The sequence below is a fragment of the Clostridium sp. DJ247 genome (assembly GCF_014231265.1).
Map to the genome: position 1 here is coordinate 18,922 of NZ_JABAIW010000031.1, position 23,914 is coordinate 42,835.

At 28.9% G+C, this 23,914-nt stretch carries 24 protein-coding genes and 1 other annotated feature; of the genes, 18 read left to right on the top strand and 6 right to left on the bottom strand.

Annotation, left to right across the window (positions count from 1 at the left end; translation table 11 throughout):
• Nucleotides 1-344 precede the first annotated feature (344 nt).
• Together HGI79_RS13270 and argF are read left to right on the top strand one after the other, a co-directional pair.
• Nucleotides 345-944 carry a DUF1836 domain-containing protein gene (locus HGI79_RS13270; RefSeq protein ID WP_185651175.1) on the top strand — a complete coding sequence of 200 codons (600 nt, stop codon included), beginning with the start codon at nt 345-347 and terminating at the stop codon, nt 942-944.
• A 282-nt stretch (nt 945-1,226) separates the two neighbouring features.
• Entirely contained in the window at nt 1,227-2,225 is a 999-nt protein-coding gene (argF, locus tag HGI79_RS13275; RefSeq protein WP_185651176.1) for an ornithine carbamoyltransferase, read from the top strand.
• 81 nt (nt 2,226-2,306) lie between these two features.
• Here argF and ispF read toward each other — a convergent pair whose 3' ends face one another.
• The gene (gene ispF, locus HGI79_RS13280) at nt 2,307-2,780 is read right to left on the bottom strand and encodes a 2-C-methyl-D-erythritol 2,4-cyclodiphosphate synthase (RefSeq protein ID WP_185651177.1); all 474 of its coding nucleotides are present in this window, start codon (nt 2,778-2,780) and stop codon (nt 2,307-2,309) included.
• A 102-nt stretch (nt 2,781-2,882) separates the two neighbouring features.
• The gene (locus HGI79_RS13285) at nt 2,883-3,056 is read right to left on the bottom strand and encodes a hypothetical protein (protein WP_185651178.1); all 174 of its coding nucleotides are present in this window, start codon (nt 3,054-3,056) and stop codon (nt 2,883-2,885) included.
• A gap of 897 nt (nt 3,057-3,953) precedes the next feature.
• Here HGI79_RS13285 and HGI79_RS13290 point away from each other — a divergent pair.
• Nucleotides 3,954-4,910: a polysaccharide deacetylase family protein gene (locus tag HGI79_RS13290; protein ID WP_395939544.1), complete on the top strand. Its 957-nt coding sequence runs from the start codon at nt 3,954-3,956 to the stop codon at nt 4,908-4,910.
• Between the two features lie 8 nt (nt 4,911-4,918).
• Here the strand turns inward: HGI79_RS13290 and rluF are convergent, their stop codons facing one another.
• Nucleotides 4,919-5,656: a 23S rRNA pseudouridine(2604) synthase RluF gene (gene rluF, locus HGI79_RS13295; RefSeq protein ID WP_185651204.1), complete on the bottom strand. Its 738-nt coding sequence runs from the start codon at nt 5,654-5,656 to the stop codon at nt 4,919-4,921.
• A 299-nt stretch (nt 5,657-5,955) separates the two neighbouring features.
• Here rluF and HGI79_RS23285 point away from each other — a divergent pair, with 299 nt between their 5' ends.
• Nucleotides 5,956-7,533, top strand: a complete 1,578-nt coding sequence (locus HGI79_RS23285) for an N-acetylglucosaminidase (protein ID WP_395939545.1) — start codon at nt 5,956-5,958, stop codon at nt 7,531-7,533.
• A gap of 57 nt (nt 7,534-7,590) precedes the next feature.
• Here HGI79_RS23285 and HGI79_RS13305 read toward each other — a convergent pair whose 3' ends face one another.
• Entirely contained in the window at nt 7,591-7,779 is a 189-nt protein-coding gene (locus tag HGI79_RS13305; RefSeq protein ID WP_185651180.1) for a hypothetical protein, read from the bottom strand.
• Between the two features lie 12 nt (nt 7,780-7,791).
• On the bottom strand, nt 7,792-8,034 hold the full coding sequence (locus tag HGI79_RS13310) for a metal-binding protein (protein ID WP_185651181.1): 243 nt from the start codon (nt 8,032-8,034) through the stop codon (nt 7,792-7,794).
• 188 nt (nt 8,035-8,222) lie between these two features.
• On the opposite strand from HGI79_RS13310, the gene HGI79_RS13315 reads away from it, so the two are divergent.
• The 12 genes from HGI79_RS13315 to HGI79_RS13370 all read left to right on the top strand — a co-directional run bounded on the left by HGI79_RS13315 (nt 8,223) and on the right by HGI79_RS13370 (nt 20,564).
• A complete protein-coding gene (locus HGI79_RS13315) occupies nt 8,223-8,798 on the top strand; it encodes a nucleoside recognition domain-containing protein (RefSeq protein ID WP_185651182.1) in 576 nt (191 codons plus the stop codon).
• Between the two features lie 77 nt (nt 8,799-8,875).
• Nucleotides 8,876-9,394 (top strand): spore maturation protein, encoded by a 519-nt coding sequence (locus HGI79_RS13320; protein WP_185651183.1) that lies wholly within the window; start codon nt 8,876-8,878, stop codon nt 9,392-9,394.
• A 120-nt stretch (nt 9,395-9,514) separates the two neighbouring features.
• Entirely contained in the window at nt 9,515-10,084 is a 570-nt protein-coding gene (locus tag HGI79_RS13325) for a uracil-DNA glycosylase family protein (RefSeq protein WP_185651184.1), read from the top strand.
• 364 nt (nt 10,085-10,448) lie between these two features.
• Nucleotides 10,449-10,705, top strand: a binding site (T-box leader).
• 139 nt (nt 10,706-10,844) lie between these two features.
• The gene (gene metG, locus HGI79_RS13330) at nt 10,845-12,782 is read left to right on the top strand and encodes a methionine--tRNA ligase (RefSeq protein ID WP_185651185.1); all 1,938 of its coding nucleotides are present in this window, start codon (nt 10,845-10,847) and stop codon (nt 12,780-12,782) included.
• Nucleotides 12,783-13,214: 432 nt separating this feature from the next.
• On the top strand, nt 13,215-14,015 hold the full coding sequence (locus HGI79_RS13335) for a TatD family hydrolase (protein WP_185651186.1): 801 nt from the start codon (nt 13,215-13,217) through the stop codon (nt 14,013-14,015).
• A gap of 269 nt (nt 14,016-14,284) precedes the next feature.
• Nucleotides 14,285-15,352, top strand: coding sequence for a 3D domain-containing protein (locus HGI79_RS13340; RefSeq protein WP_185651187.1), 1,068 nt, complete (start codon nt 14,285-14,287; stop codon nt 15,350-15,352).
• A gap of 62 nt (nt 15,353-15,414) precedes the next feature.
• Nucleotides 15,415-15,957 carry a ribonuclease M5 gene (gene rnmV, locus HGI79_RS13345; RefSeq protein WP_185651188.1) on the top strand — a complete coding sequence of 181 codons (543 nt, stop codon included), beginning with the start codon at nt 15,415-15,417 and terminating at the stop codon, nt 15,955-15,957.
• Nucleotide 15,958: 1 nt separating this feature from the next.
• Nucleotides 15,959-16,795, top strand: a complete 837-nt coding sequence (rsmA, locus tag HGI79_RS13350; protein WP_185651189.1) for a 16S rRNA (adenine(1518)-N(6)/adenine(1519)-N(6))-dimethyltransferase RsmA — start codon at nt 15,959-15,961, stop codon at nt 16,793-16,795.
• An 82-nt stretch (nt 16,796-16,877) separates the two neighbouring features.
• On the top strand, nt 16,878-18,344 hold the full coding sequence (locus HGI79_RS13355; RefSeq protein ID WP_395939546.1) for a hypothetical protein: 1,467 nt from the start codon (nt 16,878-16,880) through the stop codon (nt 18,342-18,344).
• A 134-nt stretch (nt 18,345-18,478) separates the two neighbouring features.
• Nucleotides 18,479-19,066 (top strand): hypothetical protein, encoded by a 588-nt coding sequence (locus tag HGI79_RS13360; RefSeq protein WP_185651191.1) that lies wholly within the window; start codon nt 18,479-18,481, stop codon nt 19,064-19,066.
• A 186-nt stretch (nt 19,067-19,252) separates the two neighbouring features.
• Nucleotides 19,253-20,092: a hypothetical protein gene (locus HGI79_RS13365; RefSeq protein WP_395939547.1), complete on the top strand. Its 840-nt coding sequence runs from the start codon at nt 19,253-19,255 to the stop codon at nt 20,090-20,092.
• 283 nt (nt 20,093-20,375) lie between these two features.
• Complete coding sequence (locus HGI79_RS13370) at nt 20,376-20,564, top strand: ferredoxin (protein ID WP_185651192.1); 189 nt, start codon at nt 20,376-20,378, stop codon at nt 20,562-20,564.
• A 79-nt stretch (nt 20,565-20,643) separates the two neighbouring features.
• On the opposite strand, the gene HGI79_RS13375 is transcribed toward HGI79_RS13370, so the two are convergent.
• Entirely contained in the window at nt 20,644-20,823 is a 180-nt protein-coding gene (locus HGI79_RS13375) for a hypothetical protein (protein WP_185651206.1), read from the bottom strand.
• A 332-nt stretch (nt 20,824-21,155) separates the two neighbouring features.
• On the opposite strand from HGI79_RS13375, the gene nrdD reads away from it, so the two are divergent.
• On the top strand, nt 21,156-23,264 hold the full coding sequence (gene nrdD / locus HGI79_RS13380; RefSeq protein WP_185651193.1) for an anaerobic ribonucleoside-triphosphate reductase: 2,109 nt from the start codon (nt 21,156-21,158) through the stop codon (nt 23,262-23,264).
• Nucleotides 23,265-23,356: 92 nt separating this feature from the next.
• Nucleotides 23,357-23,872 (top strand): anaerobic ribonucleoside-triphosphate reductase activating protein, encoded by a 516-nt coding sequence (gene nrdG, locus HGI79_RS13385; protein WP_185651194.1) that lies wholly within the window; start codon nt 23,357-23,359, stop codon nt 23,870-23,872.
• Nucleotides 23,873-23,914 lie beyond the last annotated feature (42 nt).

Genomic DNA, 23,914 nt, shown 5'->3' on the forward strand with positions numbered 1-23,914 from the left:
AGTATTATATAGTAAAATATACTATATTACAATGATAATAAAACCTTATTTTATTATGTGATAGTCTATTTTAATTAAGTAAAAGAATAAATCATCAGATAGCTTCTAATATCTCCATATTTCTATAAAATGTGTTATATAAATTTATAATACTTAACTTGTAAAGGGGTTATATATACCGTATAATGTTATTATAATATAGTTTAGAAGGTGAAATATAAAGGAATAGTTAGTAAATCTTTTAAGCTTAAGTTGAATATTTAAAATATACCTGTGTTTATAAAGTTATACTTAGTTGAAAGTTTTATCATAGTATATTACATTTTTAGGAGGGAATAAAATTTATGGAAGATAAGCTTGGCATAGAATATATAAATAAAACTGCAAAAGAAATATCTAAGAATACTATTGTACCTTATGAGGATTTGCCTAGATATGATTTATTCTTATCTCAGGTTATAGATTATTTAAATGATAAGTTTGAAGGAGAGAAATATACTAATAACATAGTTCAAAACTATATTAAAAATGAGGTAATATCAAAACCAGAAGATGGAAAGAAGAGAGGTTATACTAAATTACATTTAGCTCAGTTGGTACTATTAAGTTATATGAGGCCTATTTTAACAACAGAAGAAATAAAAAAAGTATTTAATTTGGCCTTTAATGAGATAAATAATAGCGAAGATGATATAATTTCATGGGAAAAAGCTTATAAAATCTTTTCTGATATTCAAAAAGATAGTTTTCAAGAATTCCTATCAAAACAACATTTTGATGAAGAAAAGTTTAAGAAAATGACAGAAGACATGAATCTTACTACAAAAGATGAAGAAAGAATAAGAGTTTTTTTCTTGGTTATGACACTAATATGTCAAGCCAGTGCAGTGAAAAAGCTTGTACAAAATATAGTAGAAAGTTACAGAGATGAAAATGAAAAATAGCATATTTAAATAAAATGTTTATGTAAGCATCAAGTTTAGTACTTGATGTTTTTTCATAAATTATAAAAATAATGGTATGACATATATAACGCTAAGGAATAGTGATATATACTTTAATATATGCATATTCATGAATATACCATAAGTTATTTACTTATTATATAAGTTTAAATTTATGATATACACTAGAAAATTAGTTTAATATATTATATAATATATGTATAATTATACTGAAATAAGCATAAATATTATAAATGTATTAATCGGTGGGGGGATATTAAAATGTGTAGCTTAAAAAATAGAAGCTTTTTAACATTGCTAGATTTTTCTCAAGAGGAAATAAGTTTTCTTTTAGATCTTGCTGAAAAACTTAAGAAAGAAAAGAAGTCTGGAACGGAAATACAAAAACTTAAAGGTAAAAATATAGTATTAATATTTGAAAAAGATTCTACTAGAACAAGATGTGCTTTTGAAGTTGGTGCTCTTGATCAAGGTGCACATGTTACTTATATTGGTCCATCTGGAAGTCAATTTGGAAAGAAAGAATCTGTAGCAGATAGTGCAAGAGTATTGGGAAGAATGTATGATGGAATAGAATATAGAGGTTTTGGTCAAGAAATTGTTGAGACTCTAGCTAAATATTCAGGAGTTCCAGTGTGGAATGGACTAACAAATGAGGACCATCCCACTCAAGTGTTAGCGGATTTTCTAACTATAATAGAACAGTTTAATAAACCTTTAAATAAAATAAAGTTTGCATATGTAGGTGATGGAAGAAATAATGTTGCTAATGCACTTATGATTGGAGCAGCAAAAATGGGCATGGATTTTAGAATTGTATCTCCTATGGAGTTGTTTCCAGATAAGGAAAATGTAGATAGGTGCAGTGCGATTTCACAAGAAAATAAAGGAAGTATAACTATTACAGATAATGTGGATTCTGGAGTAAAAGATGTAGATGTTATATATACAGATGTTTGGGTTTCAATGGGAGAATCAGAAGAAGTATGGGGAAGTAGAATAGAACTTTTGAAGCCATATCAAGTAAATATGGACATGATAAATAAAACACAAAATAAAGATGTAAAGTTTCTTCATTGCTTACCAGCATTTCATGATACAAATACAGAAATAGGACTAAAAATATATGAAAAGTATGGTATTGAGTGTATGGAAGTTACAAATGAAGTCTTTGAAAGTGAGTATTCGGTAGTATTTGAACAGGCAGAAAATAGAATGCATACTATAAAAGCTGTTATGGTTGCTACGTTATGCGACTAGGCAAATAAAAATAGTATAGAAATAATTAAGTTTATTTTTATACTATTTTTATATGTAAAATTAGCAAAATATCATGTAATGTTAAGTTTGTGTAAGAAGGCAAATGCTTTGAGCTGCTATTCCTTCCTCTTTTCCAGTGAAGCCTAAACCTTCCTCAGTAGTAGCCTTTACACTTATTTTATCTATACTGATGTTAAGTGTATTAGCTATATTCAACCTCATATCACTTATATAGGGAGATAACTTGGGTTTTTGTGCAATTATCGTTGAATCTATGTTTCCAATTTTATATCCGGTTTCATTTATGATTTTACCTACTTTTTCTAGAAGTATTAAGCTTGATATATCTTTATATGACTTACTTGTATCTGGAAAGTGAGCACCTATATCTCCAAGTGCAAGAGCACCTAATAAGCTATCCATTATTGCATGTAAAAGTACATCGGCATCGGAGTGTCCAAGTAATCCCTTAGAATGAGGGATTGTAACTCCACCTAGTATAAGACTCCTATCTATAACAAGTTTATGTACATCATAACCAATTCCTATTCTCATAATAGATTCCTCCAATCGTTTTATTTATATTTTATCCATTGGACATTAGTACTAAGTTTCACTTTATTATATAATAAAAAAAGGTGCATGGTAAACTAGCACCTAAGATATATCTTTATTATAATAAATTACCTTTTTATTTTTTTTAGAATTAGAATTTTTATTTGTAGAGCTAAACATTTTTGTAAGTATATTTTTTAACATTAAGAGAAAGGATTCTTTTTTATTTCTTTTTTTATTCTTAGAAAAATCGATATATATTATTTTATCTCTCATAATTAATATCCCCACCCTTTTGAAAACATTTTCTTTTATATAAATCATAACATAAATTATCAACAATGTTAATAAAATTCTGAAAATAAGTCTAAATTTATACTTAGCATTATAATTAGTTAAATTAAACACATCTATTATAAGAGTTAACCATAGAAAAAGCTTTATAAAATAAGGTTAGGGGAAAGGCCCCTAACTAAAGTGAAGAGAAAAAAAGGTATTAAATTTCATAAATAAAGTTATTACGTATATTTAATATTTATAAATATAAATGGGCAGTGCAAGTAGTCATACACACTAATAATATATGCTTGCTAAATATAAAGTGTTAACAGTTAATGAAATTAATTTTAAGTTTTTATTATGGAAACAGTAGTGATATAGGGTTCCGCAGTAGAAACTTATAGAATTATTTACTAAAAAAATGTAGATTAATGACAAATGGTAAATGTATAATAGAATATATCAACTAATTATCACATTATCCACAGTTTATGCACAAAAGTGTGGATAATGTGTACAAGTGTTATTACATAATGAAAGAATTTAAAGAAAATTAAGAATATGTTGGTATTGATATATTAAATTAACACTAGTTTCACAAGTTATGAACAAGCATTCTGTGGATAATGTGAATAATATTTGTGTATTAACAATAACAACACTTAAAATAGAGATTTTATAATACTAATAATTGAAAATAATAATTTGTAGTAAAATGCGATATAAAGTAAATGATATCAGTTATTGAAGATATACGTTGTGTTACAAATATTATAAATTATCGATAATTGTTGTTAAATAACAATAACAAGTTATGCACAGAGATTATGTTAATAATGTGGATAACTCTTATTTATATCTAAAAATCAAAAAAATGCTAATACTATAGTATAGATGCAGTATTTTTACTGTAAAAGGAGTGGGAATGTGAATAGTAAGTATAAAAAATTTACCTTAGCTTTAGCTATCCTCATTATGCTGGGTTCAATTAGTTATAATTTAGTTAACTTAAAAAATAAAAAAGTAGATAACAAAAGGATGTTGCAAAATGAAAATAAAGTTCTAGAGCTTGAAGTCAATAGCTTAAAAGATAGCAGTAAATTAGATGACGTGAAAGAAAGAAAATTTGACAATGGCCCTTTAAAATATAATAACAAATCAGTTCCTGTTCTTATGTACCACTCCATAGATTATGAAAAAGATAATGAATTAAGAGTACCTACAGAAAAGTTTAGAGAACAAATGAAATATATAAAAGATAATGGATATACAACTTTAACTTTTAATGAACTCTACGATTTTTTTATAAATAATACACCAGTTCCAGAGAAATCTGTAGTAATAACTTTTGATGACGGATATGAAGATAACTATAAAAATGCATATCCTATTCTTAAAGAATATGGGATTAATGCTACTATATTTGTAATTACAGCTACTATTGATACAGATAAAGAGTATCTAACATCAGAACAATTAAAGGAAATGCAGCATAATGATATAGATATAGAAAGTCATACTGTAAAGCATGATAAGCTAAATAGCTTAAGTTATGAAAACCAGCTACAAACATTAAAAGATTCTAAAAGGTATTTAGAAGATTTATTAAATAAAGATATAAAATACATAGGGTATCCATTTGGGATCTGGAATGATGATACAATAAAAGCAGCTAAAGATGCTGGATATAAAATGGCTTTCACAACTGTTAGCGGATGGGCCAATAAGACTCAAGGTATATATATATTAAATAGAGTTTATGTAAGTTCAAATCTTGGAATGAATGAGTTTATAAGAAGGCTAACAAATCCTGATTATAATGCAACCAATAAAAAAGTCCACAAGAACTAAAGAGGCTTCTATTTCGAGGCCTCTTCTGTTTTTATAGAGTTAGAAACTAATTCATTAATAGTTGACAACTCTTTTGTAGTTAGATATCTCCATTTACCCGTTGGCAGATCTTTTAAAGTCACATTCATTATTCGTACCCTTTTAAGTTTTAATACATTATATCCAAAGTATTCACACATTCTTCTAATCTGTCTGTTTAATCCTTGAGTTAAAATAATTCTAAAAACATGGGAACTTTCTTTGTTAACTTTGCAAGGTTGTGTTATTGTATTTAATATTCTTACTCCGGAAGACATTCCTTTAATAAAATCTTGTGTTACTGGTTTATCTACTGTAACTATATATTCCTTTTCATGGTTATTTCCAGCCCTTAAGATTTTATTTACAATATCACCATCATTAGTTAAAAATATTAGTCCCTCTGAATCCTTATCAAGTCTACCTATAGGAAAAATCCTTTTCTTGTGGTTTATGAAATCAACAATATTACCTTTTATCTTTTTTTCAGTAGTACAAGTTATACCCACAGGTTTATTTAATGCTATATATATTGAATCTTCTTTCTTATTTAAAAGCTTTCCATCCAAGCGTACTTCGTCATTTGGAAAAACTCTAGATCCTATTTGAGCCACAATACCATTTATTGAAACCCTTTTTTGTTCAATTAAAGAATCCGCTTCTCTTCTTGAGCAAATTCCTTTCTCGCTAATAAACTTATTTATTCTTAAAGAGTTAGAGTTATCCATATGTTTTACTATTTCTTGCAATTATGTAAAACCTCCTTCGCTTATGTTGTATGATAAATTAATTATATACAAATTCTAAAGTCTTATCTATAAAGTAAGATAATATGACTATACGAAATAATATAATATTATATATTTGCATTTTATCTAATATTTATAAATATTAACACTTTTATTGAAATATAATTTTTTAATAGTATGAAATAGTCATACTAGAAATTATTATAAAATAATGTTGGAAAAATATATTAATATTTTTTATAATATGATTATAGCAAATATAATCAGGGGGGATGATTTTGAACAATAAAGTAAAAGTATTCACTTTTGTGGTTCTATTTACTTTAGCAACCTTTTATTCTAAAGCGTCTGCAGCAGGTTTTAGTGTGGATAATGTACAAAATACTAATGTAGATATAAATAAGGAATGGGTTGTTAAATTTAATAGTCCTTTAAAGGCTGATACTGTAAATAGCAAAAATATAATAATTACAGACGAAAATAACAAGACTATTGGAGCAAATATAATGGCTGGGAATGACTCAAAAACTATTATTGTAACTCCAAGTGTTTCAGGATATGAACCAAGTAAGAAGTACAACTTGGTTATAAGCACTAATGTTCAATCTATTACTGGAAAAAAGCTAACTGAGCCTATTACAGTGCCTTTTACAGTCATTAACAAGTATAGTGATGGTACTAACTATAGTAATCTACCGCAGATAATAGGTTGTAAATTTGATTATACACCTTTACTACCAAGTCAAAAACAGGGATTTGTTTTAACTACGAAAAATAACGATAATGTACAATATAGAGTCTTTGTACATAGCTACTCTGACAATAAAGATGTTTATGATGAGCTAACTAATGGATATACTTCACCAGCTAATGGGAAAATAGTATCACTTAAGACTCTTAAAGCCATTGCAAATGGTCAAAAGTATAAAGTTTTAATATATGTAAAAAGGACTAATGTAACTGGTGCACATAAAGATTCTAATACAGATTATGATAACTACTACATAGATTACTTTAGGTGTGTAGATAGTATAAATAAGGATAACATAACATACACAAAATATGATAAGACCATTGATCAGATGGTAGATATTCAGACAAAGGCAGGCAGTACGCCCGTTTTTGTGGAAGCTAATATTATGAATAATACTGCAAGTAAAAATCAGATAAAATACTATATAAACCCTGATAATTTTCTTGATAACTATGGTAAATATCAATTTTTAAAATTAAATTATTCAGAGGGGATAAGTGTAGATGATATTAATAATATTCTAAAAGGCAAGGGAATTTTAGAAGGAAAAGGACAAGCTTTTTTAGATGCTGCTAAAAATAATAATATAAGTGTAGCTTATCTAGTATCTCATGCATTACTAGAAACAGGAAATGGTACTTCTGTTCTAGCTAATGGAGGAACAAAAGATGATACTTCTGTTCCAGCTGCCGGAGGTACAACAGATGCTGCTTTTGTTGTAGCTAATGGAGACACAAAAGATGATAAGCAAAACTATACTTATGGAGTTCCAGTATATAATTTCTTTGGAATAGGAGCTTATGATGCTGATGCTAACTATTATGGAACCAAAACAGCTTATGAAAATAAGTGGTTCACTCCAGAAGATGCAATTAGTGGAGGAGCCAAATGGATAGCATCTAGGTATATAAACAATCCAACTTATAAACAGGATACCTTATATAAAATGAGATGGAATCCTTTAAAGCCAGCAGAACACCAGTATGCTACGGATATATCCTGGGCATATAAACAAATACCAAATATAATTAATGGAATAAAACAAGTTTTAGGACAAACTGAGAATGTAAATTCAACTTTTGATGTTCCTCAGTTTAAATAAACATAAATAATAAGGACTTGGAGTTTTATCAATACTCCAAGTCCTTATTATTTAGAATTATTCAAGTATACCTTCTTCTATTAAGATTTTTTCAAGCTGTTGTATTTTTTCTGAAAGAAAAACAAATTTTTCTTTTAAATTTTCTTTTGATAAATTGCTATTTGAGATATTTTCCTCCATAGCCTCAATAGTAGTTAAGGCTTCATCAATATCTTTTTGTGCTAGCTTTAGGCTATCTTCTTTCATTATGATTCTCCTTTAGTTTAGTATATTTTTAGCTTTATTTAAGCCGTTTTCTGCAATAAATGGTGCACAAAATTCAAAAGTTTTTTCATGTCCGCATTCTGAGCATATACAATCGCAAATATCATAGGGTATACCGTCAACTATGTCTATCTTTAAGCTTTCAGCCATATAGTCACCACCGCATACTTCACAAGGAGTATCGTTTATAACTAAATATTCACTTTCTATATATTTCATTATATCTCTAATGGTCATTTTAAACCTCCAATTTAGAAAAGTAGCTCACAACAAAATGGTAACACTCTTAAAATATATTTTCAATAGAAATTAGTCTTAACTTTATTAAACAATTTAAAATTTTTGTATGCAATACTGCTATATTTTGTTCATATACATTAATAATGACTATCCCTATAACAAAATGTTAAAAAAGGAGAGAAAGTATGATTAATACTATATGGTTTTTTATTTTAGTATTTGGAATAATTTTTGGTATTTTTATGGGACGAGGGCCAGAGTTAACTAACAGTATTATAAATTCTACAGATTCTACTGTTAAACTTGTCTTGTCACTTGTAGGTATTATGTGCTTATGGTGTGGAGTCATGAAAATTGCTGAAAGAAGTGGACTTACAGATAAACTTGCCAGAATACTCAATCCTATATTAAAAAAAGTATTTAAAGATGCAGCTAAAGATGAAAAAGCTATGGGAGCTATAGTTATGAACATAACAGCAAATATGATGGGCCTTTCTAATGCGGCTACACCATTTGGAATAAAAGCTATGGAAGAACTAAAAAGGCTTAATAGTAAAAAAGATTCTTCTAGCAATGATATGTCATTATTTTTAGTATTAAATGCAGTTTGTATACAGCTTATTCCAACTACTATAATCTCTATCCGTGCTGCAGTAGGATCTAAAAATCCAGCTGAAACAATTATTCCATCAATAGTTACCAGTATAATAGCTGCCATCTTTGGAATTTTGTTTTGCAAAATACTGGAAAGATATTTTTAAATATTATTACGTTAACATAATAATTCTAAAAGTATAATAAACCTCAAAATTTTGATATATTACTAGGAGGGGAAGAATTGGATTACATAGTAAAAGCAATAATACCTATAATTATAGCATTAATTACTACCTATGGCGTAGTAAAAAAAGTTAAAGTATATGAATGTTTTATAGATGGTGCAAAAGAGGGACTAACTATATGTATTAAGATATTTCCATATCTACTAGCTATGCTTGTGGCCATAGGTTTATTTAGAGAATCTAAAGCCTTAGATTGGTTTACATATATAATTAAGCCTATAGTTGGTATATTAGGTATTCCACCTGAAGTAGTACCACTAATACTAATAAAACCTTTATCTGGCAGTGGAGCTTTTGGTGTATTTGCTGAAATTCTAAATAAGTTTGGACCGGATAGTTATATAGGAAGAGTATCATCTGTAATTATGGGTTCTACAGAAACCATATTTTACACACTTACAGTTTATTTTGGGGCTATTGGTGTAAAGAAAATAAGACATACACTGTGGGCAGCTATTTTGGCTGATTTAGTATCTATAGTTATAGCTATAACTATTGTAAGAATCATGTTGTAAAGTACATGAAAAAATGTTATAAGCTATTTTGTAAAATAAAATTATTTTATAGATATAATTTAGTATTATGATATTATATAAGATGTATAAGAGAAAAGATATAACTCCGAGGTGTATAAATTGTTAAAGTGGAAGGAATTATATGAAGAATGTTGTAACTGCCATAAATGTAGATTAGGAGATAAGCGACTAAACATGGTATTTGGTGATGGAAACCCTAAAGCTAAAATTATGTTTATAGGAGAAGCACCTGGTGCAGATGAAGATAAGGAAGGATTACCCTTTGTGGGTAAGGCTGGAAAGCTACTTACTAAAGGGCTAACAGCACTAGATTTAATTAGAGAAAGAGATTATTATATATGCAATATATGTAAATGTAGACCTGATAACAATAGAACCCCTTATGAAGATGAAGCAAATACCTGTATAGATTATTTGAGGAATCAAGTAGCATTAGTTAGACCCAAAATTATAATTTGTCTTGGTGCTACAGCCATGAAGTATATTTTAGGAGATGAATGGAGAGTAACAAGAGATAGAGGTAAATGGGTTGAAAGAAAAGGTTTTTCTATTATGCCAACATTTCACCCTTCAGCAGTACTTAGAGATGAGAGTAAAAAGAGGATATTTTGGGGAGATTTAAAAAGCATTAAGGATAAATATACTGAACTAATAAATACTACATTGTAAGTATATATAGGGAGATACTGTGAAAACTTAAATTGTACTCCAGGATATGTTACCAAACTTCAGCACGTTAAAAACTTTTAATCAGTCTAAAGTTCGTGTTTAAGAAAATCTAAGAACCTTATATAAACTCGCTATGCTCAAACATATATAAGGTTCCAAGATTTTCTAAAACACTTCACTAAGACTGATAAAAAGTTTTTAAATGTGCTTTCAGTTTTGGTAACATATCCTTACGTATAATTTAAGCTTTCACAGTATAACCTTATATGTATATGAATAAAAAGAAAAAATCTTGGATAAAATTAATAAAAATAGTGGTGTAAAATTATATTGACATAGTGCAATATATGACATATTATAATGTTGAAATGCTATGAAGGAAAGAGTAGTAAATGAAGATACCTGAAGAGAGCTGGAGTAGGTGAAAACCAGCGGTAGGATAATTTATGAATATGGCTCCAGAGCAGATTACTTGAAGATTTAGTAGAGTAGTACGGAAGCAGCCGTTATACTGTAGAGTAATAAAAGTCTTAGCTATATAACTAAGATAAGTTACTTAGCGAGGTTCTTATTGTGAAATAAGAATGAAATAGAGTGGTAAAGCGTACTTATGCCTCTATATGATGAGAAATCTTCATATAGAGGCTTTATTATTTATAATAAATCTAGCAATTACTAAGATACGTATATTTTTTATTATAAGTAATTGTTAACAGCCTAAATATTAATTTAATGTTCATACATGAAGGAGGAAAATCCAATGAGTAAAAAAACATATTATATTACTACGCCTATTTATTATCCGTCAGCTAAACTTCATATTGGAAATACTTACACTACTGTAGCGGCTGATGCTTTATCAAGATTTAAAAGACTTACTGGTTATGATGTAATGTTTTTAACAGGTACAGATGAACATGGTCAGAAAATACAAAGAAAGGCAGAAGAAAAAGGAGTAACTCCTAAGGAATATGTAGATGAAATAGTTGCTGGTATTAAAGATTTATGGGAAATGATGAATATAAGCTATGATAAGTTTATAAGAACAACAGATGACTATCATGTAAAAGCAGTTCAAGATATATTTAAGAAATTGTATGATCAAGGGGATATATATAAAGATGCTTACGAAGGTTGGTACTGCACTCCTTGTGAATCTTTTTGGACAGAAACACAGCTTATGGATGGAAAATGTCCTGATTGTGGAAGACCTGTAGAAAAGGCTAAAGAAGAAGCTTACTTCTTTAAAATGTCAAAATATGCGCCTAAGCTTATTGAGCATATTGAAAATCACCCTGAGTTCATTCAACCTGAGTCAAGAAAAAACGAAATGATAAATAATTTCTTAAAACCTGGACTTCAGGATTTATGTGTATCCAGAACTTCATTTAATTGGGGAATACCTGTAACTTTTGATGAAAAACATGTTATTTATGTTTGGATTGACGCTTTAGCAAACTATGCAACTGCATTAGGGTTTGGAAGTGCAAATGATGATTTATATAAAAAGTATTGGCCAGCAGATGTTCATTTAGTTGGTAAGGATATACTAAGGTTCCATACAATTTATTGGCCAATTATGCTTATGGCACTAGGAGAACCTCTACCAAAACAAGTATTTGGCCATGGATGGTTATTAGTTGACGGTGGAAAAATGTCAAAATCTAAGGGTAATGTAGTGGATCCTGTAGTTTTAGTAGACCACTTCGGCACAGATCCTGTAAGATATTATTTATTAAGAGAAATACCATTTGGAGCAGATGGACTATTTAATAATGAAATATTTATAAAGAAAATAAACTCAGATTTAGCAAATGATCTAGGTAATTTACTTTCAAGAACCTGTGCTATGATTGAAAAATATTTTCATGGAGCAATTCCAGCTCCAACAGCAAAAGAAGATATTGATAATGAACTTATACAGCTAGCGCTAGATACACCTAAGAAGATTGAGAAAAACATTGATAGTTTAAGAATCCCTGAAGCTTTAGACAACATTTGGGAGCTTATAGGAAGAGCTAATAAATATATAGATGAAACAACTCCTTGGATACTGGCAAAGGATGAAGACAAAAAAGAAAGACTTGGAACAGTATTATATAATTTAGCAGAAACACTGAGAATAGTTTCTGTTTGCGTGTCAGCGTTTCTTCCTGAAACTAGCGAAAAGTTAAATAAACAATTAAATGTTAATGTAATAAGTTGGAATAGTATAGCATCATTTGATGGAACAAGTGCTGGTACAAAAGTTAATAAGGGAGAATTACTATTCCCAAGAATCGATGTAGATCAAAAAATTGAAGAGTTAAACAGCCTTAAAGAAAAGCAGTTGGCTGAAGAAAATAAAGCTAAAGTTCAGCCACTAAAAGAGGAAATAACAATTGATGACTTTGAAAAAGTAGACCTGAGGGTAGTTAAAGTATTAGCTTGTGAACCTGTAAAAGGAGCTAAAAAACTTCTTAAGCTAAAGGTTGACTTAGGTGGAGAAGAAAGACAGGTAATATCAGGAATAGCTCAATACTATAAGCCAGAAGACTTAGTAGGAAAATATGTAGTACTTGTAGCAAACTTAAAACCTGTTAAGCTTAGAGGAGAACTTTCACAAGGTATGATATTAGCAGCATCTACTGATGATGATAGTAAGCTCTTTACAGTTACAATACCAGGAGATCTTCCAACAGGAAGTATAGTAAGATAACTTTGTATCTTTAGTTTTGAAATTTCTATGCTAACTTTCAAAATCAGATAAAAGCCCTGTTTAGTTAAGTAAAATTTATAACTAAATAGGGTTTTTTATGTTAAAATAAGTAATTTTAGAAGTGGAGTTAAAATACTTCATCGCTTTTGATTTTAACGGTAGTATCATATTTTTTAGAAAAAATTTATAGAACAAATTGTGAAATTTTACAATTAAGTAAGTATAGTTAAAAAATCTAATATTTACGAGGAAAATAGAGTTTAAAGAAATAAATTCCAAAAAATGGTATAGGATAATGTTTGACTATATTTGTCATTGTAATAAAATGGTAATATGTTTAGTAGCTACTAGATTCAAAATAAAGTTTATTAATGCTATAATCAAACCATAGATAAGTTAGCAATTAAATAGTGTTATGAATGGAGAGGTACAATGGAAGAAAATACATTAATAAACGAAAAGATAAATATTTTTGATTCACATGCACATTATGATGACGAGCAGTTTGATGAAGAGAGAGAAGCAATTATAGAAGAAGTAAGTAAAAATAATGTAGTTGGAGTTTTAAATTGTGGGGCATCATGGGATGGATGCATAAACTCTGTAAAACTGGCTGATAAGTATGACTTTTTTTATGCTGCAGTAGGAATACATCCTGAACATGCGGATAAATTTAATAATGAAATCTTATATCAGCTTAAGGAGTTAACCAAAAATAAAAAAGTAAGAGCTATAGGTGAAATAGGATTAGATTATTATTATGATGAAAATCCACCTAGAGAAGTGCAGAAAACTGTATTTAGAAAACAAATGGAGCTTGCTAGAGAAGTTAACCTTCCTGTAATTATACATGATAGAGATGCACATGAAGATACTCTAAATATAATGAAGGATTTTCCAGATGTTATTGGAGTAATACACTGTTTTTCAGGGAGTGTAGAATTTGCTAGGGAATGCTTAAAGTTAGGGTATTATATAGGATTTACAGGTGTTATTACTTTTAAAAATGCAAAAAAAATAGTAGAAGTTGCAAAAGAGGTTCCATTGGATAAAATTTTAGTTGAAACTGATTGCCCGTACATGGCTCCAGTACCTTTTAGAGGAAAAAGAAATAGATCTGATTATATAAAATATATAATAGAAAAAATAGCTGAAACTAAGGGTATAGAAACAAAAAAGGTTAGTGAAGAAACAATTTTTAACATTAAAAGGTTGCTAAAAATAACAAAATAGTGTAAAATGAAAAAGGCTATTCAAAAATTTAATGTAATTTCCAAGTTTAGGTGATTAATATGTTAACTATAGCATATAATTATAATAGATTCATAAGATTCCACCTAAATACAATAGACTGTTTATTTAAATTGCTATCATAAATATTTTATTTTTTAATTTATGCACAGTGCTGCATTGAACAGTCTAAAAAGCACAAGCGATATTTGACATAATTTATTTATTATGTTTATAATGTAGTGTCGCTTTTGTCCGGGGGAGGTTTTCTTATGATAGAAAAATTTAAAGGTTACTTAGAAAAGTATTTTTCTAAGGATTACTTAAAAAAATTCTTTTCTAATGGTCCTAAAGTCGTATCGGCCACATTAGTAGTTTTAGTCGTTCTAACAGTAATAATTTATAGTAGTAGAAAAACAATTACAGTTTCTATAGAGGGAAAAGACATAAAAATTAAAACGCTTAGTATTACTTATAGGAAAGCACTAAGTAGTAATGGTATAAACATAGGACCAAAGGATAAGACAACGATTAGTTTAGACAGCAAAGTAACAGATGGAACAAAGTTGTCCATCAAAAAAGCAGTAAAAGTTTTAGTAGAAGTAGACGGAAAACAGTTAAATGTACAATCTGCAGAAGATAACATCGAAAAGATGTTATATGCAGAAGGAGTAGGACTACAGGACTTTGACAAAGTGTACCCATCGAAAGATTCAACATTAAGTGAAGGACTAAAGGTTGCAGTAACAAGAGTTGAAACAAAAGAACTAAAGGAAGTTAAGCCCATAGACTATACAACAGTTGTAAAAAAAGATTATAATATGGAGCAAGGAAGTAGCAAAGTGTTACAAGATGGACAGCTAGGAGAAAAGGAAACTACAGTTAAGGTTGTCCTTGAAAATGGAAAAGAAGTTTCAAGAAAAATAATAAGTGAAGTAGTTAAAAAAGAGCCTATTCAAAAAATTGTGGCTATGGGATCTCTAAGTGTATATACGCCTTCACGTGGAGGTAAAGTTATATACACAAATTCCATAAGAATGAGAGCTACTGCATATACTGCAAGTTATGCTGATACAGGCAAGAGACCTGGAGATTCAGAATATGGAATTACAGCAACGGGATCCGTAGCAAGAAGAAACAATAATAGTTACAGTTCAGTAGCAGTTGATCCAAGAGTAATACCACTTGGAACTAAACTTTATGTAGAAGGATATGGATATGCTATTGCAGAGGACACAGGTGGAGCAATTAAAGGTAATAAGATAGATTTATTTTTTAACTCTAGTTCTGAAGTAGATAACTGGGGAGCAAGATGGGTTAACGTCTACGTAGTTAAATAGGAGCATTTGCTCCTATTTTTTCTGCTGTTAATGGAAAAACTAATTATATTTGGAGGTGTACTATGATAAAGGAAGTTATTATAGTTGAAGGAAGAGATGATATTACTGCGGTAAAGAGAGCTGTGGATGCTGAAGTTATAGCCGTTGGAGGCTTTGGAATAAACAAAAAAGTTATTGATAAAATAAAAGAAGCACAAAAAAGACAGGGAGTGATAGTTTTAACAGATCCTGATTTTGCTGGAGAAAAAATCAGAAGAATCATTTCTAAAAGAGTAGAAGGAATTAAGCATGCTTATATATCAAGAAAAGATGGTACAAAAGATGGAGATATAGGCGTAGAAAATGCCGATTGTGAAACTATAATCAGAGCTTTAGAAGCAGCTAAATGTAAGTTAAAAGAAAAGAGGGAGGATTTTAATATTAATGATATGATGAATTTTGGGTTGACTGGGAATAATGAATCTAAAGAAAAAAGAGATATGCTTGGTAAAGAATTAGGAATAGGTTATGGAAATACATCTCAGTTTTTAGCTAGGCTTAATAATTACGGTATAAGTAGAGAAGAATTTATTAAAGCTGTATCAAAGATAGATAAGGAGGAATAGTATGGAAAAGGTATCTACTAAAGATGTAGTTAAAAAGTATGAATTTAAGTTTTCTAAGAGTCTTGGACAAAATTTTTTAATAGATAACTCAGTTTTAAATGATATAGTTGAAGGTGCTGAGGTTAACAGTGAGGATTTTGTAATAGAAATAGGTCCGGGGGTAGGAACACTTACAAAAGAACTTTTAAAAAAAGCCAAAAGAGTATGTGCTATTGAATTGGATTCAGAACTAATACCTATTTTAAACGAAGAACTTAAAGAGTTTGATAATTTTCAATTAATACATAAGGATGCATTAAAAATAGATTTTAAAGAAATTATAGGGGATGAGAAAAGTGTGAAAGTAGTTGCTAATCTACCCTATTATGTAACTACACCTATTATTTCAAAATTATTGAATGAAGAATATAAATTTAAATCTCTAACCATAATGATTCAAAAAGAGGTAGGAGAAAGGATTGCAGCAAAACCTAATACTAAAGAGTATGGAGCATTATCAATACTTGTTCAGTATTACTGTAATACGGAAGTAATAAGAAGAGTAAGCCCAGCATCTTTCATTCCTAGACCTAAAGTTGATTCAATTGTAATAAGATTAGATAAATTTGACATACCAAGAGTTAACGTTATAGATAGAGAACTATTTTTTAAGATTGTAAGAAATTCATTTAATATGAGAAGAAAAACCTTATGGAATGCACTTAAAGGGTTAAAGTTAACCTCAGAAGCTATGGAAGGAGCATTCATAAAGGCAAGGATTGATCCAAAAAGAAGAGGAGAAACACTATCTATTGAAGAATTTGCAAAACTTTCTGATTGCATAGGCAGTTTACTATAATCTTTTTTACAACTTTATGACTATTTGTTCACTTTTTGAGTTTTGCCTCATATATTATAATGAATGAAATATATGGAGGTACGTGAAGTTGGCATTAAAAAAGAGTTATAGTAGGTATTTTATAATACTACAAGAAGATGAAAAAGGATACTCTTTATCTTCTGATAAATTAGCTTCAGGATACGCCAAGTTGGAAATGAAAAATGATAAGTGTAAGATATCCTATTATGTACAGAATCTAAAAAAAGAAATGGCACCTTACTATATGATGCTTGTATGCAATAAAAAAGAAGTTAAAAAAATAATTAAAATTGGGGAAATGAACATAGATGATTACGGAAGAGCAGATGTTTCTTATGAGTACCCTGTTGATAACATAGCTAGTAGTAATATAGCTATGGATAAAATATCAGGAGCGGCTATAGTTAAGCTACTGAACAATAATATAATATCTGTTATGAGTGGATTTACAAGTACTGATATACCGGAATGGAAGGCATTTGCTATAATTGAAGATAAGAGCAGGGGCAGTGTGGAAGAAGATAAAAAAGACACTACAGAAAAGAGTATATTTGATAAGTATGAAGAGAGTATTGAAGCTGCAAAAGCTGAAGAACAAGCTGAAAATCTAGAGAATGTTGAAATTGATAGACAACAAGAAACAGTAGAAACAGCAAGTGAGGAAAAACAACATGAAATATCAGAAAGAACGAATATAAATGAAAAGATAGAAGAAAAGAATAAAGTTGAAGAAAAGAATAAAGTTGAAGAAAAGAATAAAGTTGAAGAAAAGAATAAAGTTGAAGAAACTTTAAAAGAAAAAGTAGAGATAAACATAGATAGGGAAATAGAACGAAAAGTAGAAGAGAAGGTAGAGAATAATACAGAAAATAGAGCAGAAGATAAAATAGCATGTAAGATAGAAGATAAAGTAGAAACTGAAAAAGAAATTACAACTAAACCTATAGTAAATGAAATAAGAGATGAAACAAAAGAAAATAAGACATCTAAGAATGTTAATAACAATATTAATGAGAAGAACTATTATAATCAACCTTTGTATAATGTAAGCGCTGAGGATCAAAGCAAAAATATGAATGATAAATTAGAAGAGTATCCAAGAGGAAAAACTGGAGACTTTTTTAAACCTATAGTAAAAGAATTTAAAGAAACATCTATAGTGCACCCAGAAATAAAGAGATGTAAGTGGTATAAGGTTCCTGTTAATTGTATAGAGGAAATGTATGACATATCAAATTATAATAGGTATACTACAATTTATTATCCTATGATAAGTTATTATTCATATATAAGAAACTTTGGACATTTTCTTATTGGTTATAAATGTGATAAGAGTGGAAATGTAAAATATATAGTTTATGCAGTTCCTGGTACAAAGGATAGATTATATCAACCTTATGGAGGAAGATCAGGATTTGTAACTTGGATACCTGCAAAAGAAAATTACAAGGGAGTTAGTGGCTTTGGATATTGGCTAATGTTCTATGATTTTAAGACATCAACTGTTGTAATACCAACAAAAAAGTAATATATGAATATAAAAGTATAAGTACCAAAAATATTTAATGTTTTTGGTACTATTTTAATACAGTTAATTATATATTTTTATATCAGCAATATTTTAATGAACTATTTTATTATCAAAGTAAGGTGGTATTATATATGAAACTTATAATTGTTAACAGAAAACGGTTAGGTGTCACAGTAATCATAATAGGCTTAATGCTAGTATTGTTAGGACTTGAAAAAAACTTTGATACAAAGTTAAAGTTTGTTGCACTTATGCAGAATAATATAAATTCTCTTAAAAAATACCAAGTTCTTGGGGGTAAGGTAACTTACAAGTTACCAACAGACTGGGTTACGGAAGAAAAGAAATTCTCTGGAGATGAAATAATATACCATAATGATTTTACAAGTAAAGATTCGAGGATTTACGGTTTTGTAGAGATTTGGAATCTTAATAAGGATTTAAAAATCTTTCTCGATGAAAGTAAAAAAATTTCTAGCGAACAAAACATGTATGTAGAATATAATATAAATCAAATTTTAATAAACAATATGGATGGATATTTAGTTAACTATACTATAATAAACTCAGCTAATGTAACATATAAAGGGTATGAGTATTTTTTAAGAAATAAGGGTAAGTTTGTAAGGTTTTCATTCTTTGTAAAAGAAGATAATTTTAAGGAAAACATGCCCACCATATTTAAAACAATAGTTCAAACAATACAATATAGAGAATAAACATAACTTTATTTATATATGGAAAGCTCCTTATTAAGCGTAGGGAGTTTTTTTCTTCTAGATATGTTATAATGTTTTATAAGTTTAAGCATAATAGTTTATTTTGATTTAATATGCTAGGAATTTAATAATTTTTAATATAAATCTAAGTATTTAATGTTTAGGGGGTAGTATTAGTTGCAAAATATGATGTCAAAGTTATTCTGTAGTAAGTATGTATTTTTAAGTATAATTATATCTTTTTGTATCTTTTCATCTGGATGTTCTAGTATTGATAACTTAAAAGTAAAAATGAATCTAAAAAATAACGACTTTGAATATATAAAACAGAAAAAAATACAAAAAATAGTTATACAAAGTACTAGAGATCAAGGATTTAGATTTATAGTAACAGATCAAAAAGCAATTGAAGAATTATATAATATTTTATCTGTAGCTAAGGCTACTAACGAAAAATCTTCATTAGAACCAGATTATATTTTTGAGATGTATGAGGGAAGTAATAAGGTGCATAAATTTAATTATATAGCTGGTGTTGATAGAAAAGACTCTGGAAACTTATACAGTAGTGATAAAATCTATATTGTTTCAAAAAGAATAGATAACGATATAATAAAAAGTTTTTGGACAATAAGAAAGCCTAAGGATTTTAAAAATGTTTATTATGGTTCAATAACAGAGTCTATAAATCAATACCTAAAAGATAAAGATAAAAACAAAAGCGTGGGTATAAGTTTAAAGGATGATGTGGAATCAGCAAAGTTTATCCTATCTACTGACCTAGAAGACTTTAAGGATGATTTAAAAAGTAAATTTAAAAATGTAAATTTAGCAGATAAAGATAAAGAAAATTACGATATATGGGTAACAGTTAAAACTCAAGGATATAAATCTATATTATATAAATCTGTAGTTACCTTTTCTGATAAGTTAGAAAAGAGTGAGAAGAAATATTATATACTCGATAAGTATGAAAATAATAGGTGGAATGTAAAAATTACGGATAGTAAACCAGATGGATTTTAAGATAGATAACCACGCACCTCAAACATATCTAAAGTTCTAAGATTTTTTCTCAAATTTTCGCTAAGACTAATAAAAAAATATTTAAATGTGACTTCAATATTGGTAGTATATCCCTACGTATAAGTTAAATTTAAGTTGTGGTTATCTAGATAAGTATCCACAGTGAAAACTATATTAATTCCTATTGTGTAATTATATGTATTTAAAATTTTATAATAAATAAGTATTTTTTGGATAATAATAAACATGAGACCTAAAAAAATTAACTATAGGAGGAATAAAAATGAAAGCAGTGGTTGATAAAGATACTTGTATAGGGTGTGGATTATGTCCATCAGTAAGTCCTGAAGTATTTCAAATGGATGATGAAGGAAAGGCTGAAGCAATAGCTGAAACTGTTCCAAGTGGAGCTGAGGATTCTGCTAGTGAAGCAGCTGATAGCTGTCCGGTAAATGCTATTAGTGTAGAATAATATAAAAAGCTAGGAAATTAATTTCCTAGCTTTTTAACAATTTTAAGGAAAATTATCACACATTAATTTACTGAAAATATTAAAAGAAATCAACAAATTTATCGTTGGTTATTCTCAAGGGCTTTTGCTCAATACTTATAGTATCACCAATTTTAGATCCTATTGGAATTTGGTTAACACCAACATTTATAGTATATTCATCCTGAAAACTTATAAAGGCATTTGTATCATTAATGTTAACTATTTTTCCAAGCATCATATATCACCTCTATAATATTTTAAGTATTTGTGAATTAATTATTCATAATATAAAAGAAACCTTCCATAACTTAGATTGTGGTTATCTATAGTTTTTTTGAAGTTACATTATATGGAATGAAATAAGCATAAAAATGAGTAATAATTTTATATAGGTCATAAATTAAATATCAAATCATATAGCATAGTAAAAAATAAAAGAATATGAAGGTAAACTAAAGTAAATGGTGTTAACATAGGCTTAACCTTAATTTGAAAATTGATTAAAAAATTTTGCCATAGTATAATAGCAAAGGATTTAACACAATATATGGTAGTTTGGAGGTAGTTAATATGCTACATGTTGTGAAGAGAGATGGCAGAAAAGTAGACCTTGACTCAATCAAGATAACTAATGCTATAAAGGGATCTTCTGAAGAAATCGGCTATGACTTAAAAGAAAGTGAATTTATTGATTTAACACAAAAGGTTATGAGAAGAATTGAGGACATGGATGTCCTAGAAATAAATGTAGAGGAGATACAAAATGTAGTTGAAAAAACTCTCTTGGAAAATAACTATAGAGATATAGGAATGGCATATTCTAACTATAGAAAAGAGAGAACAAAGATAAGAGAAATAAAGTCTGATTTAATGAAAGCCATTGAAAAGATAGGAGTGGAAACGGATAGAGATAACGCTAACGTAGGAAATAATTTTAGTTCTAAACTCCTTAGAATAGCAAGTGAATCAAACAAATGGCATAACTTATCAGCAATGCCTAAATACTTGGCTAAAGCTCATGAAAATGGAGATGTATATTATCATGATTTAGATAGTTACAATTTAACAACAAATTGTTTACATATACCTACTAGTGAGATATTAACAAGAGGATTTAATACTGGATACGGAAATATTAGAACTCCTAAAAGGATAGAATCTGCTGCAGAACTCTCATGCATATTATTGCAATCAACACAAAATGATATGTTCGGTGGACAGTCACATCCTGACTTCGATAATGATATGGGTGTATTTGTAGATTCTACAAGACAGGAGTTAAGAAAAGAATTAATAGATTTAGAAATAGAACAAAGCAAGATAGAACAATTAGTAGAAAAGAAGCTTATAAGGGCTATAGAACAATCAATGCAAGGAATTGTATATAATCTAAATACAATGCATTCAAGGGCTGGTTCACAAGTGCCTTTTAGTTCCATAAATTTAGGTATACCTAAGTGTAAAGATTCTGCGCTTGTTTGCGAGATATTCTTAAAAGAATATGAAAAAGGACTAGGTATTGGAGAACAACCTATTTTTCCTAACATAATATTTAGGGTAAAAAAGGGTGTAAATAAAGCACCAGGAGATCCTTACTATTATTTATTTCAGTTAGCTTGTAGAGTTGCTGCTAAAAGAATGAATCCAACCTTTATGAATTTGGATTCCGATTTTAATAAATTTTACTATGACCAAGGTATAATTCCTGCAACTATGGGGTGTAGAACATATATATGTTCTAATGTAAATGGGGAGGCTGGAACAAAAGGAAGAGGAAATATAGCTCCAACTACTATTAATTTACCTAGACTTGGAATTGTAGCTAAAAGAGATATAGAAAGATTCTTTAAGTTACTGGATAGTAAACTAGATTTAGCAAAGGAGTCTTTAATGCATAGATATAATGTTTTAAAGAGGCTGAGAGTTAAGGATTTACCTTTTATAGCTGGACAAGGACTTATGAAAGGATCAGAGAATTTAAAACCTGAAGATTCAATAGAACCTATATTAAAACAGGGAACGTGGGCCATAGGTTTTATAGGACTTGCTGAAACCCTAGTAGCTTTAACTGGAAAACATCATGGAGAAGATAAAAAAGCTAGGGAGCTTGGATTGCAGATAGTTTCATATATAAGAAACTATACGGACAGACTTGTAGAAGAAACTCATTTGAATTGGAGTTGCTATGCTACACCAGCAGAAGGATTAAGTGGAAGGTTTATAGTTCAAGATAAGAAAATATTTGGTGAGATAGAGGGTGTAACAGATAAGAATTATTATACAAATTCATATCATATATCTGTAGGATATCCTATATCAATAAAAAATAAGATTGATATAGAAGCCCCTTATCATAAGTTGTGTAATGGTGGACATATAAGTTATATAGAATTAGATGATTATCCACTAGGTGAAAATATTATGGATATATTGAATTATGCATATGATAATACAAATATTAGTTACATAGGAGTAAATTTTCATATAAGATACTGTAAAGAATGCGGTACATATCTCTATGGAGAACATAGATGCCCTAAGTGTGAAAGTACTAATATACAAGGAGTATCTAGAGTGACAGGATATCTTTCTTTAGATGAAAGATTTGGAGCAGGTAAGTCTGCCGAAAGAGCAGATCGACTATCACAAGAAACGAATAAACATATTTATACAAATTAAGGTTATTAGTAATAAAGTGAAACTTATATTAAAAGACAGAGAGGTACTCTGTCTTTTAATATGTAGAAAATTTAAGATTAGGAGGATTAAAAATGGAAGAGAGTATGGTCAGATTAGCAGGTATAGCTTATGAGAGTTTAGTAAATGGACCAGGAATAAGAAGAGTTTTTTTTGCACAGGGGTGCAGGCATAATTGTGAAGACTGCTTCAATCCTATGACACACGACTTTCAGGGCGGAAAACTATTAGATATGGAAGAGTTAATAAAGGATGTAGAACTTAACCCTATGATAAAAGGAATTACATTTTCAGGTGGCGACCCATTTGAACAAGCCGATAAATTTGCATATATGGCCATGAAGTTTAAACATATGGGGCTTAATATCTGGTGTTATACAGGTTATACCTTTGAATGTATACTAAAGTATCAATATGAAAAGGTTGGTTGGTGTGAGTTACTAAAATATATAGATGTATTAGTGGATGGTAGATTTGAGAAGGAAAAGAAACAAATAAACTTAAAATATAGAGGTTCAGATAACCAAAGAATAATAGATGTATCAAAAAGTATAAATACAGGTCAAATAATAATAGTGAACTATGATTAAATAAAAATAAATTTAAACTACCATAAGTATCTCGTGAAACAA